Source organism: Flavobacterium flavigenum (assembly GCF_027111255.2).
Lineage (GTDB): Bacteria > Bacteroidota > Bacteroidia > Flavobacteriales > Flavobacteriaceae > Flavobacterium > Flavobacterium flavigenum.
Genome location: NZ_CP114285.2, coordinates 629,106 through 642,919, shown reverse-complemented (window position 1 = coordinate 642,919; position 13,814 = coordinate 629,106). Strand labels below are relative to the sequence as shown.

Sequence of the window (13,814 nt, the reverse complement as noted above, 5' to 3'; positions counted from 1 at the left end):
GTTTATTATTCATAATATTTTAGTGTATAATAATAAAATTATATTTTTTTTTATTTAATATCATTTTGGGTAAAAAAGTGCTAATGTGAAAAAAAAAATTAGTTAAAGTTTGTTTTTTTATAATTCAAATACACAGCTGTATTTACTGTTGCTAATCAGTAAGTTGTGAATTTCTTGTTAATTAAAGATTAAATAAAGGACATAATATATTGAATGTTAACAGGATACTACAGGATGCTGTCGGATACGGTTCTAAATAAATTTGATTAAACTAATTTATTAACGAATTTAACTTTTTTATGAAAAACAAAATTAATCTTCTGCTAATTATTGCCATGTTTGCATTGTTGCATACATCAGCTTATTCGCAGAGTAAAGAGGTGACGGGAGCGGTTACTGATTCTGGTAAGCTCTCTATACCGGGTGTAAATGTATTAGTTAAAGGTACTAATAGAGGAACAAGTACAGATTTCGATGGTCGTTATAAAATATCTGTTTCATCAGGAGAGACTTTGGTTTTTTCTTTCGTGGGTTTCGTCTCCAAAGAATTAAAAGTTGGATCTACAAATAATTATGATGTTGTTTTAGAGAATGAAAGTTCTAGCTTAAATGAAGTTGTAGTTATTGGTTATGGGACGCAAAAGAAAAAATTAACTACAGGAGCAATATCAGGTATTAAAACAGAAAGTTTTACAGAAAGACCAATTTCCAGAGTCGATCAGGGACTGGTTGGTCAGATTGCTGGGGTTCGTGTAAAACAAACTACTGGTTTACCTGGTCAGCCTTTTAGTATTGAAATTCGTGGCGCTGGTTCAATCACTGCCGGTAATGAGCCTTTGTATGTAATTGATGGTTTTCCACTTTCAACAGAAGGATCAAATGCTAATGGGGGATTTTCAAACGGCAGCCCATTAGATAATATGAATCCAAATGATATTGCTTCTATTGAAGTATTGAAAGATGCAGCAGCAGCATCTATTTATGGCTCTAGAGCAGCAAATGGTGTTGTTTTGATTACCACAAAAAAAGGTACAAAGGGAAAAACAAAATATACTTTTAACACTTACGGTGGTATAAACAAAGAAGCTAACAGAGTTGATATGTTGTCTGCTGAAGGATGGATCAAAAGAGCAAAAACAATGATTGATAGTCAATGGGTGAGTTCAGGGATTGCTGGTGCTTCTGCAAATCAAACCAATGCTGAGCGTATTGCAGCTTATAATGCAGTAAATCCCTCAGCTCCACTTACTACAAGTAATAACAGATATTTTACATATTTATATGATGACAGATGGGACATGCCTGGACATCCAGGATTAGATTATATTGATTGGCAGGATAAAGTTTTTCGTACCGGAGAGTTTAGTAATTATCAATTATCTGCCTCGGGAGCAACTGATGTAGTCAATTATTACGTTTCTGCAAATTATCAAAAAAATACAGGATATATTGTAGGTACAGATTATACTTTGTTTTCTGCAAGAGCTAATATAGATTTTAAATTATCTGAAAGCTTTAAAATAGGTATTAATTTTTCTCCATCTTATTCTGAAAGAAATGATCCAGGCGTTGAAGGGAAGGATAATACATTATTCAAGGCTTTAACAGCAACTCCCGTTTTTGAAAGCGCACCAAATGCAGCTGGTGAGAAATACACTACCCGATACGCATGGGGAAGCAGTACAACAAATATGCTTAATGCCTTGGCCAGAACAGGTAAAAATTCGATGTATAGAAATATTGTATCTACTTATGCTGATTATAAATTTGCAAAAGCCTTTATTTTGAAAAGTACTATAAACTTTGATAATTCTGATAATACATTTGAAAGCTATACGCCTAATGATGTACAGGCAAGTATCCGTGGGGCATACAATACTTACAGAAGGTTGAACATTGTAAATGAGAATACTTTAAATTTTAATAAATCTATAGGTAATCATAGTTTTAATGTTCTTTTGGGAGAGTCATTCAGTTCGTATAAAATTACGCGATCAAATCTTTCTTCAGGAGGACTTTATAATAGCTCAACAATAGAAACACTGCCAACAGGATCTCTTGGTTTTACAAATGCTGAAAAAAATACTTTATTGTCTTTTTTTAGTAGATTTCAATATGATTTTAAAGAGAGATACATGCTTTCTGCCAGTGTTAGGAGTGATGGCTCTTCTAAGTTTGGAAGCGATAACAGATGGGGGACATTCTATTCACTTTCGTTGGGATGGAGAGTTAAACAAGAGTTCTTTTTGCAAAATGTGGATTGGCTGACGGATTTAAAATTAAGAGCAAGCACAGGAACTAACGGTAGTAATAATATAGGAAGTTATTCATCATATTCAACATTAGCATCATTTAATTATTCAATTGGTGCTGCTAATGCAATTGGACAAGGAGTTAATTCTATTGGAAATCCATCGTTGCATTGGGAACAATCTAGAAGTATTGATTTCGGATTGGACTTGTCAATTTTAAAAAACAGAATTTCTGCAACGTTCGACATGTATAGAAAAAAGAATACAGATTTATTGCTTAGACTCCCTGTGCCTGCTGCATCAGGATTTACAAGTTATCTTACCAATGTTGGAGCAGTGCAAAATCAGGGTTGGGAATTTGAATTAAATACTGTAAACGTAAAGACTTCTAATTTTGAATGGAGAACTTCTGCAAATCTAAGCCATAACGAGAATAAAGTATTGGCATTAGGCCCCGATCAGACTAAAATTGAAATTAACAACGATTTTGCTGCAAATGTGCCTTTTATAAAATTAGAAGTGGGAAAACCGATGTATACAATTTTTGGCTTACAGCAAAATGGTGTCATAACACAGGCAGATATCGATGCAGGAGGAACCACTATTGGCGGTAATAAATTAGTTTTGGGAGATCCAAGATATGTGGATCAGAATGATGATAAAAAAATCAACGCTGAAGACCGTGTTGATTTAGGGAACCCAACTCCCAAATACACTTGGGGTATAACAAATACTTTTAAATATAAAAACTTAGATTTAAGCATATTGGTTCAAGGTCAAAATGGAGGAACAGTTTATGGGTTAACAGGAAGAGCAATTAACCGTACAGGGATGGGTTCTGTAGAAAATGCATTAAATGTTGATCCTGCAGTCAGAGGTAACTGGAAGACTTCTTTTGGTTATCAGGCAAATTCTGACTGGATGTATAAATCAGATTATCTTAGTATAAGAAGTCTTTCAATTGGTTATAATTTGAAAGAGGCTGTTAAAAGCTTAAAAAGAATTGATAATGCCAGGTTGTATGTAACTTGTGAAAACTGGTTTAATTGGAATAAATACGATGGTGGTTTTAATCCTGAGGCAGTGAACACGTCAGGAAGCTCAAATAGCGATTTTGCTGTTCCTGTAGATTATGGAGGTGCACCCTTAGCAAAATCTGTAGTTTTAGGTCTTAACATTAATTTTAATTAAAATGAAAAAATATATTTATTTATTGGCTGCTAATATGCTTTTGTTAGGTTCAGCGTCCTGTACAGATGAGCTTACACAGATTCCTTTATCACAGGGAACTGAAGAAAATTTTTATGCTACACCGGGAGATTTTATTCAGGCAAGAAACGCAGTATATTCGGTTGCTTTTCATGGCACGGGTACTTATGGTTATGCAAATAGGGTATTAAATTTAAGTGAAACGAGATCTGATAATTTGTTGGCATTGACCACAGCCTCTAGAGATTGGGAAGGAATCAACAGCTTTTATACTTCTATAAGCTCTAATACTTATGTAAGGGAAGCTTATGTAAGTAATTTTAATGCCATAAATAAGGCCAATCAATTATTAGAAAAAATTGCTGAAAAAGGAGATCAGATTTTTACAAATCCTGCAGATAAAGCTTCAATTGCTGCCGAGGCCCGTTTTTTAAGAGCTTTTTGCTACTTTGACTTAATAAGATGGTTTGGTAGGGTTCCGCTAATTACCAAAACAATGACGGCGCAAGAAGCAGCAAAGATTGGAAGAAGTCCAGTTGTGGATATTTATAATTTGATTCTTTCAGATTTAGAACTTGCCATTCCGGATCTGAATCCATCGTATGATGCAGCTAATTTTGGAAGGGTTACTAAATATGGGGCAAAAGCCTTGTTGGGTCTCGTTTACATGACACGTTCAAGCCCTACTTACGGGATTGATGGAGCAATGCTTGGTCTTAATGAATGGGATAAAGCATATCAGCAATTGAATGATATCAAAATAAGTGGTTTGTATACATTTGGGACAGATTATGCAAAAATATTTAAAGATGAGGGTATTGCAAATAAAGAAAATGTTCTTACCATTCCTTACACACAAAGTTTAACCGGTTCGGTTGGAGGAAATTTTATGGTTGAAGTAGGATATGAGCCTTATTTTGCTTCGGTTGGAATAGGTTCAAATCAAGGGGCTTTGGAGCCAAGACCAATTTCAACGGGTTTCTTAAACATGTTTGCTGCTAATGATAACAGAAAGACTGTGGGGATTGCAACAAGTTATACGGTTGCTTCCGGGACTTACAAAGGAAGTTATACACTTCCAGTCTACAAAAAATATATTGATCCTGCTAGATATGGAACAGGCGGTCGCGAAGACTGGGGTGTCGATTTTATGGTAATCCGCTACACAGATATATTAATGCTTATGGCTGAATGTACACTTCATGGAGGAGGTGGAACCCAGGCAGATGTAGATGGAATTGTAAATCAGGTAAGAATAAGGGCGGGAGTAACAGCAAATGCTTCTAATGTTACTTTGGATCAGTTATTTGAGGAAAGAAGAAAAGAGTTCTTTTCAGAAGGAACAAGATGGTTTGATTTAATCAGGTCCGGTAAGGCTATAACAATTATGAATGCATGGAAAGCTGCAGAAGATACAGGTAATAAAATTAGGACTATCGATGCAAATATGTTGCTTTATCCAATTCCATTGCAGGAGATGCTGGCAGTACCTGGTTTATATGATCAAAACTTAGGCTATGATTAATATAAATAAGTTTCAAAGAATATTTGTTTTGTTGTAGAAAAAACCGTCCAATAATAGACTGCACCCAAAAGTTTAGACAAATTTATAATTAATTTTGATAATGATGAGCTCGATATTGTATCGGGCTCATTTTGTTTAAATTTGACTTGATTCTTTCTCTATTGTAATAGATAATATAATTTTCGATATCTTGTTTTAATTGACTTATAGAACTGTACTTTTTAAGGTAAAACAATTCGGATTTTAATATCCCGAAGAAGTTTTCTATAATCGCATTATCCAGACAATTCCCTTTTCTGGACATACTCTGTACGATTCCTTTTTTTTCAATAAATGCTGGTATTGTTTCATTTGGTATTGCCAGCCTTGATCAGAATGTAAGGTCAAATTAGTATTGTTTGGTATTTTCTTAAATGCTTTTTTTAACATCACGACCACTTGACTAAATACGGGTCGTTCCGCTAGCTCATAACTGATAATTTTGGTTGAATAAGTCTATAATAGGCGATAAATATAGTTTTTTTCCTGATACATTAAACTCGGTTATGTCGGTTGCCCATTTTTTATTTGGAGCTTCTGATTTAAAATTGCGTTCCAAAATATTAGGTGCGATTTTGCCCTGTTCCCCTTTATATGATTTATATTTCTTTATTCTAATAATGCTTTTTAGCCCTAATAGCTTCATCAATCTGAAAACTGTTTTATGATTGATAGTTATCCCTTTATTGTTCAATTCGTCGGTAATTCTTCTATAGCCATAACGACCTTTGTGCTTGTGATAAATGGATTTTATAAATTCTTTTATGATTTGATACTTATCCACAGATTTGTTTTGTTTTTCATAGTAGTAAAAACTGCTACGTGCCATATTAGTACGATTCAAAAGTAAATCTAAATCATATAAATGCCTTAATTCCATTATGGCTTGCGCTTTTTGGCTGCTTCTTCGGCTTGAATTAAGGCTTGTAGCTTTTTTAGCAAATCGTTCTCACAGCGCAGGGCTTCAATTTCCAAGAGAAGTTCTTCTTCCCTGGATAATGGCTTGTCTGATTTGCGTTTTTTACGTTTGAAATTGCTCATAGATTTGGGCCTGCCTTTGGGTTTTGGTTGTAATGCTTCAACTCCAAAGTTAGCAAAATCTTTTTGCCATTTTAACAGAATAGCTGCATCGGCAATATTAAACTTCACCGAGGTCTCGCGTAAGGAAAGTGATTCTTTTTTAATGGCTTTTAGAACCTTTAACTTAAAATCAACCGTATAATTATGATTCCTTCTAGGTAATAAGCCGTCTTTGCCGTATGCTTTATAAAAAGCTACCCATTTACGGATATTGGACTCGTCCAAACCCTTCAATCTTGAAACATACACGTTCGAATAATGTTTCTTTAAAACTAATTCTACACATTCTAACTTAAATGCATAATTGAATTTTACTTTTCTGTTCATAAAAAATGCCCCAAATAGTGTCTAACTTTTTGGGGCATGTTCATAACATGGACGGTTTTTTGTTTTTATTTGTAAGATTTCCTTAATGTTTGCAGTTTATAAATAATGTTATCGATTACATATTATGATAATTTATCTATTTTTTTGAATATTATTTTATTCGTTATTTGGTTTATATTTATTTTTATTGATAATTAATTAATTATTAAATATAATTTTAACTTATTTATTTTATTATAAAAAAAAATAATACATTTGTGTAATCGATTGCATAATTGATTCTTTTTTCTTAGTAATTTTTTTTAACATTTTAGTTTTGTTAATCCTTTTTGTAGGAAACTATTTTGTGGATTTTAACACTTAAAGTAATTGAATTTAAAATGAATTAATAAGAATGTAGATTTTAATAATGTAATAAACTAACTATCAATTAACCAAAATTAACTTTATGAAAAACAGATTTAGCCTTCTGTTGGCTATAACGGTATTTGTATTATTACAGGTATCTGGTTATGCGCAGAATACAACGGTAAAAGGGGTTATTAAAGATGCTTCGGGGCTTCCGGTACCGGGCGTTAATGTACTTATTAAGGGAACTCAAAAAGGAACGAGTTCTGACTTGGATGGTAGCTATACAATTAACGTTTCCTCAGGAACAACTCTTGTATTTAGCTTTATAGGTTTTAAGACAGAAGAAAAGATTATTACTCAGGCCGGAGTGTATAATATTGAAATGAAGGAGTTAGATAATTCCCTAGAAGAAGTTGTTGTTGTTGGGTATGGGGTAAAGAAGAAAAAAGATCTTACGGGATCAATTGTGAGCGTAAGTTCTGAGGTAATAAATTCCAGACCAGTTCAAAATGCTGTTCAGGCAATGCAGGGAAAGGCTGCCGGGGTAGATATTACATCAAATGAACGTCCTGGCACAGTAGGTAAAGTTACTATTCGTGCGCCTCGTTCTATTTCAGCTTCAAATGCACCTCTTTATGTAGTTGATGGCGTTCCGATAAATGGCAAGCCTTTGTCTGGGGCATTAGGTCAAACAATAGCTAATTCCAGTGATTCAAATGCTGGAGGTATTGACTTCTTGAATCCTACTGATATTGAGTCAATCGATGTTTTAAAAGATGCATCCGCGACTGCTATTTATGGTTCCCGTGGTGCTAATGGAGTTATTATTGTAACTACTAAAAAAGGTAAAAATGGCAAATTTACTTTAAATTATAGCACTGCAGTTACTACTGAAGAGATTCATGAAAATGCTCCGATGATGTCAGCAGGAGAATACATTGAGTTTCGTAGATGGTCAAGATATTATGCCGCTCCAACCACTACTCCAAAAGGAGATAATCCTAATCCAACTAATGATGCAAATATTTTCTTAGCATCATCTGATCCTTCTGCATGGGCAAATATTTTGAAAGGTTGGAGTAAGGATTCTAACGGTAAAGATGTATGGGATGGTTCTAAAGTGGCAACAACAGACTGGACTAAGTTTGTTACCCGCACAGGAATTACACAGCAGCATACGATTGCTGTTAGTGGAGGGACTGAAAAAATGAAGGGATATGGTTCTTTTGGTTATACAGGAAGTACAGGAACATTAAAAGGACAAAGTTTTAAACGCTATTCTGGTATTGCTAATGTAGATATAACTCCAACAAATTGGTTTTCAATGGGGGCTAATATTAATACAAGTTATAGTGTAAATGAATACGGACAATCTAATATTGGAAGGACGTCGGTTAATGGTACAACTGGTATATATAATTCGGCGCGTCAAAATTTACCTTATGCAGTTCCTTATGACAGTAATGGTAATAGAATTGATTTTCCAGGAGGAGATAATACAATCAGAACGGTTGTTGATGAAGATAAGTATTCTCAGGACCAACGTATTACTTTAAGAGCATTTGGTAGTTTTTATGGACAAGTGGATATAGGCAAACTTATTCCTGCATTAGATGGTCTAAAATACAGATTAAATTTTGGACCAGATATTACTTCATATCGTGATGGTGCTTATTTAGATGGCAAATCTTCTTCAACTGGTGGGAAAAGCAGTGCATCATTAATTAAGGCGCAAACAATTTCGTATACTTTGGATAATTTACTTTTTTATAATAAATCTTTTGGCAAACACGATTTAGGCGTGACATTTTTACAGAGTAAAACTGTTTATAATTATGAAGACAGTCAGATGGCTGCAAATGATATTAAAAATCCTGAAAACAAATGGAATGCTTTGACCCCGGCTAATGTAACTCTTAGTAATTATTCTTCTAGTTTAATAGAGTCAGGTTTATTATCATACATGGGAAGGGTTACTTACGGTTATAATGATAAATATTTACTTACAGCATCTGGACGTTTTGATGGTGCATCACAATTAGCAGAAGGAAACAAATGGGATTTTTTCCCAAGTCTCTCATTAGCATGGAATCTAAATCAAGAGAGCTTTTTAAAAGATGTTTCCTGGATAAACCAATTAAAACTTAGAGCTGGTTTTGGTATAACTGGTAACGCTTCTGTTAATCCTTATGATACACAAACACGATTCACGGGTATTGTTTACCCTTTAGGTTCTGGATTGGTAAATCATCCAACTTTAGGAAATCCAGATTTAGGATGGGAAAAAACAAAACAGTTTAACTACGGTATTGATTTCTCTTTTATAAATAGCAGAATAGCCGGATCTTTAGAGTATTATACTAGTAGTACAACTGATTTGATATTAAAAGCAACCATACCTCCGGTTACAGGTTTTAAGGATACTTTTAAAAATGTAGGAGAAACTAAAGGAAACGGGGTAGAACTTACATTAAATACTATAAACGTAAAAGCAAAAGATTTTGAGTGGAGTTCAAATTTAAGTGCATCATATCAGGAAAGTGAAGTTGTGAAATTACAAAATGGTAATGATATTTTAAGCAGTTTATTTATTGGAGAATCGCAAAATGTAGTTTATGGTTATGCATCAAATGGCATTTGGAAACCAGAAGATGCTGCGGAAATGGCTAAGTTTAATGCTTTTTCAGCAACTCCGGTTTTTACATTTGGTAACGCAAGACCGGTCGATCAAAATGGAGATTATAAAATTGATGCTAATAATGATCGTGTAGTAATCGGAAGCACTAATCCAAAATATATTGGGGGATTAACAAATACTTTTAGATACAAAAATTTTGAATTATCATTCTTTATTTATGGAAAAAGTGGATATATTTTTAATGCAGGCGGTGAGAATCAAGGTGGTAAAACAAGTCAAAGATCAATTAATTATTACAATGATAATAATACGAACGCTGAATATCAAAAACCAATTTATTCTACAGGTACTGGAGATCCTTTTTTTACAACTTTGGGTTATGAAGATGGAACATTCTTGAAAATGCGAAATATTTCTTTTGGGTATAACTTTACTGAAGATATGGCAGCCAAAGCAGGAGTTAACAAATTAAGACTTTATTTTCAAATCATGAATCCAGGTATGATTTTGACTAAAACAAAATGGATGGACATGGATACACAATCAACGGCTTCTAATAGAGGATTTACTTTAGGTTTAAACGTAGAACTTTAAGATTAAAATTTAATAATGATAATTATGAAAAAATATAAAACGCTATATATTAATTTGATGTTGGTTGCTGCATTAGCCCTCAGCAGTTCTTGCAGTGATGATTTTCTGGATGAAAAGTTAACAACAGAATACAACAGTGAGTATTTTAAAACGGAAGCGGGAATTCAGGCTTTAGCAATTGGAACCTATTATCAGGTTTTTGCTTTAGAGTTTGCAGGTGAAGTACCTTTAACTTCCAGAGAATCAGGTACTGATGAATTTCAGGCTGGTAGTGATTCATCAAATTACATTTGGAATTCTTATGCATCTGGATTTGGTTCTTTTATAACGATAACTAACGCAAACACTGTTGTCGCCAACACTAATTGGGATAATTTATATGTTGGAATTGGAAATGCCAACCAATTAATAGCATCTGCTACAGCAATCGTTTCAACAAATAATGCTATAAAAAAGACTGCTTTAGGCGAAGGTTATTTTATGAGAGCATTCAATTATTTAAGACTCGTAAGTCAATATGGAGGTGTTCCATTAAAATTAGATGTTAGCTCCACTGCAGAGACAGAATTTAAGAGAGCAACAGCAGAGCAGGTTTTTACACAAATAATAAGCGATTTTACACAAGCATACGACTTGCTTGATAATGCAGGTGGATCTGCAAAAATTACAAAAGATGCAGCTGCACATTATTTAGCAAAAACTTATTTAGCTCGTGCAAGTGAAATAAACGACAGTTGGAATTCAGCAACAAAAACGGCAGATTTGCAAAAAGTGGTTACTTTGTCAGACGAGGTTATTGCTCGTCATCCATTAGCTGCTAACTTTGCTAATTTATGGAGTTTTACGGTGGCAGACGGAGCTAATGAAAAATTGCCTGAAATAATATTAGCAGGTCAGTTTAATTCAAGTTTGCTAAATACGGGTTCTAATCAGCAGCATTTGTATTTCCTTTCCGTCTATGACCAATTGCCATATATGCAGCGTAACGTTGCTGGAGGAAGACCATTTAGCCGTTTGGCTCCAACGTATTTCGCTTACGATGTATTTGATAAGGTTAATGATTCCCGTGTTTGGAAAAGTTTTCAAACAAAACTTAATGTTAATAAAGCATCGGGCAAATATGTAAATGGGGATTTAGGTGTTATGTATTTATTAAATGCATCAACTGATACCCGTTTTACAAATAGTAGAAATAATGATATCATAATTAATCCAAAAACGGGCAAAACAATTCCTACTGTAATAGCAGCTTATGCAGCAGATAAAATTGGATTCTCTGCTGATTTACACAGGTATTTTGCATCTTTAAGTAAATATTTAGATGGTTCCAGGATTGATTTAACAAATACGAGAGGATCAAGAGATATAATTTTGGCTCGTTCTGCAGAAACGTATTTAATGGCAGCAGAAGCCAAAGTTCGTTTAGCAAAAGCTGGGTCGGCTTCATTTAGTGATGCACTGCCTTATATTAATGCTGTTCGCAATAGAGCAACTTTTAAAGCTGGTGAAAATCGTGCAGCTTATGTAGATGGTTTAGCGGGATGGACAGTATCTGGACAAAATAATGTGCCTCCTTCTTACATAGGTGAAAATTCTTATTATGAGTCTAATAATATTAACACTCCAACAACTGATGCTACTACTTTGTCAATCAGTACGATTACAACATTGCCAGCTGAAGATCTTGCAGTAATTGCAAAATTGGGTTACAGTAGTGATTATGACAGAATGCTATGTTTGATACTTAATGAACGCACAAGAGAACTTTGCGGTGAGTTTCATAGATGGGAAGATTTGAGTAGAACCAAAACTTTAGTTGCCAGAGCTAAGGCTTATAATCCAGAAGCTTCTCCAAATATTAAAGATACCCATGTTTTGCGTCCTATTCCTCAAACTTTCTTAGATGGAATTACTGCTAATGGAGTTCCTTTGACTTCTGCTGAAAAACAAGCAATGCAGAATCCGGGTTATTAATATATCTGTTATTTTTTTTCTAAACCGTCTCAATTTTGAGACGGTTTTTTTATCCTTGAGAGCAGGGTGCAACAGGATTGTTAAGAGAGATATAGTGGGGAAATTTGAACATTAAATCTTTCAAAATATAGTTTGGGAATTTAATGGTAATTGATAAAAAAAATTAAGTGGTTTTAATTTTAAAGGGCATAACATTGTTGTGCTCTTTTTTTATTTATAATCTCTAATAGACAGGAAAGTACAGGATAGCAATACTGTCTGAGTCATTTATCTTTAAAAGATAAAGTTTAAAATCTAACACCTACTTATTTACATGAGAAATCTGTTTTTATCTTTTATTTTTTTAACTCTGACATTTTCTATAAAAGCTCAGGTTAAACTGCCTGCTTTGGTAAGTGATAATATGGTTTTACAGCAAAAGGCAAAAGTCAATTTATGGGGATGGGCATCTCCAAACGAAAAAATAAACATTCAGTTAGGATGGCAAAATGCTTCAACAGAAGTTATTGCAGATCCAGCAGGTAACTGGAAAGTTGCAGTTGATACTCCGCAAGGAAGTGAAAAAACATATTCCATAACAATTAATGCTTCAAACAAAATTGTACTCAATAACGTCCTTATTGGTGAGGTTTGGATTTGTTCCGGTCAGTCGAATATGTATTTTCCTGTTGGAAAAGAAGAAGGAACATGGAAAACCGGTGTTAAAAATTATGAAGAAGAAATTATAAATGCCAATTTTCCAAATATCAGATTGTTTACAGTTTTAACGAATGCTTCTCCAAAACCACTTTACGACGTTACCGGAAGATGGGCAGCATGTTCACCTGAAACAATAAAAACGTTTTCGGCTGTGGCTTATTTTTATGGAAGAGAGTTGTATCAAAAATTAAAAATTCCGATCGGTTTAATTTCTACTTCCTGGGGTGGTACAAAAGCAGAAGCCTGGACTTCTCAAAATGTTTTGGAAGATAATCCGGAATTCTTAACTATTCTGGAAGAAGATGCTAAAAACGAAAAAGTATATCAGGAAAAATTAGAAACTTATTACCTGAATTTAAGAAATGAAAAACAGGCTAATAATAACACTTTAAAAGCCGAACTTAAAAAACCTAAAAAAGAAGCCAATAAAACTTCTTACGTACTTTACAATGCAATGTTACATCCATTAATAAATTATACCATGAAAGGTGTAATCTGGTATCAGGGAGAAAGCAATTCAGGTAAAGCACAATTATATCAAACCTTATTTCCGGCCATGGTAAAAAACTGGAGAGATGACTGGAAACAAGGTGATTTCCCTTTTTATTATGTACAAATAACACCTCATAAAGGACAGACTCCTGAAATCAGGGAAGCGCAATTGTTATCATTAAAAACAATACCAAATAGCGGAATGGCAGTTACAACAGATGTAGGCGATACAAACAATATCCATCCAATTGACAAACAAACCGTAGGACACAGACTGGCATTAATAGCTTTGGCAAAAACGTACAAAGAAGAAAAACTGGTGTATTCGGGACCGATTTATGATCACATGAAAATCAAAAAAGACAAAATTCAGCTATTTTTTGATTATGTTGATTCAGGTTTCAAAAAAACAAATGAAAATTTAAAAGAATTTGAAATTGCTGGAGATGATAAAACCTACTATCCGGCTGTTGCCAAAATTGACGGAAAGATGATAGTGGTTTCTTCTGACAAAGTAAAAAATCCAAAATCAGTTCGTTTTGCATGGAAAGCAGTTCCGGAACCTAATTTATTTAATGCTGAAAATTTACCGGCATCTCCTTTTCGTACTGATCTAAATAATTAAAATCGAGTC

7 protein-coding genes and 1 pseudogene are annotated in these 13,814 nt (G+C 33.9%); 5 read left to right on the top strand and 3 right to left on the bottom strand.

The features are described from left to right. Positions 1 to 299: 299 nt before the first annotated feature. A complete protein-coding gene (locus OZP09_RS02260; protein WP_281310213.1) occupies positions 300 to 3,443 on the top strand; it encodes a SusC/RagA family TonB-linked outer membrane protein in 3,144 nt (1,047 codons plus the stop codon). 1 nt (position 3,444) lies between these two features. Continuing rightward, entirely contained in the window at positions 3,445 to 4,986 is a 1,542-nt protein-coding gene (locus tag OZP09_RS02255) for a RagB/SusD family nutrient uptake outer membrane protein (protein WP_281310212.1), read from the top strand. A gap of 88 nt (positions 4,987 to 5,074) precedes the next feature. On the opposite strand, the pseudogene OZP09_RS22640 reads toward OZP09_RS02255, so the two are convergent. The 3 genes and pseudogenes from OZP09_RS22640 to OZP09_RS02245 form a co-directional block, all read right to left on the bottom strand. Next, positions 5,075 to 5,463, bottom strand: a pseudogene (locus OZP09_RS22640) (transposase). Further along, entirely contained in the window at positions 5,453 to 5,905 is a 453-nt protein-coding gene (locus tag OZP09_RS02250; RefSeq protein WP_269236327.1) for an IS3 family transposase, read from the bottom strand. Before OZP09_RS02250 ends, OZP09_RS22640 begins: the two are co-directional and overlap by 11 nt. Then, positions 5,905 to 6,432 carry a helix-turn-helix domain-containing protein gene (locus tag OZP09_RS02245; RefSeq protein WP_269235004.1) on the bottom strand — a complete coding sequence of 176 codons (528 nt, stop codon included), beginning with the start codon at positions 6,430 to 6,432 and terminating at the stop codon, positions 5,905 to 5,907. The genes OZP09_RS02250 and OZP09_RS02245 overlap by 1 nt, the downstream gene beginning before the upstream one ends. A 448-nt stretch (positions 6,433 to 6,880) precedes the next feature. On the opposite strand from OZP09_RS02245, the gene OZP09_RS02240 reads away from it, so the two are divergent. The 3 genes from OZP09_RS02240 to OZP09_RS02230 all read left to right on the top strand — a co-directional run bounded on the left by OZP09_RS02240 (position 6,881) and on the right by OZP09_RS02230 (position 13,805). Next, positions 6,881 to 10,015 (top strand): SusC/RagA family TonB-linked outer membrane protein, encoded by a 3,135-nt coding sequence (locus OZP09_RS02240; RefSeq protein ID WP_281310211.1) that lies wholly within the window; start codon positions 6,881 to 6,883, stop codon positions 10,013 to 10,015. A 24-nt stretch (positions 10,016 to 10,039) separates the two neighbouring features. Next, entirely contained in the window at positions 10,040 to 11,989 is a 1,950-nt protein-coding gene (locus OZP09_RS02235) for a RagB/SusD family nutrient uptake outer membrane protein (RefSeq protein ID WP_281310210.1), read from the top strand. A 313-nt stretch (positions 11,990 to 12,302) separates the two neighbouring features. Further along, complete coding sequence (locus OZP09_RS02230) at positions 12,303 to 13,805, top strand: sialate O-acetylesterase (protein ID WP_269236323.1); 1,503 nt, start codon at positions 12,303 to 12,305, stop codon at positions 13,803 to 13,805. The last annotated feature ends 9 nt before the right edge of the window (positions 13,806 to 13,814 follow it).

What these genes read in the sequence shown, in the direction of transcription:
- OZP09_RS02235 (WP_281310210.1), top strand. Translation starts at nt 10,040, where the DNA reads ATGAAAAAATATAAAACGCTATATATTAATTTGATGTTGGTTGCTGCA.
- OZP09_RS02245 (WP_269235004.1), bottom strand. Translation starts at nt 6,432, where the DNA reads ATGAACAGAAAAGTAAAATTCAATTATGCATTTAAGTTAGAATGTGTA.
- OZP09_RS02250 (WP_269236327.1), bottom strand. Translation starts at nt 5,905, where the DNA reads ATGGAATTAAGGCATTTATATGATTTAGATTTACTTTTGAATCGTACT.
- OZP09_RS02240 (WP_281310211.1), top strand. Translation starts at nt 6,881, where the DNA reads ATGAAAAACAGATTTAGCCTTCTGTTGGCTATAACGGTATTTGTATTA.
- OZP09_RS02260 (WP_281310213.1), top strand. Translation starts at nt 300, where the DNA reads ATGAAAAACAAAATTAATCTTCTGCTAATTATTGCCATGTTTGCATTG.
- OZP09_RS02255 (WP_281310212.1), top strand. Translation starts at nt 3,445, where the DNA reads ATGAAAAAATATATTTATTTATTGGCTGCTAATATGCTTTTGTTAGGT.
- OZP09_RS02230 (WP_269236323.1), top strand. Translation starts at nt 12,303, where the DNA reads ATGAGAAATCTGTTTTTATCTTTTATTTTTTTAACTCTGACATTTTCT.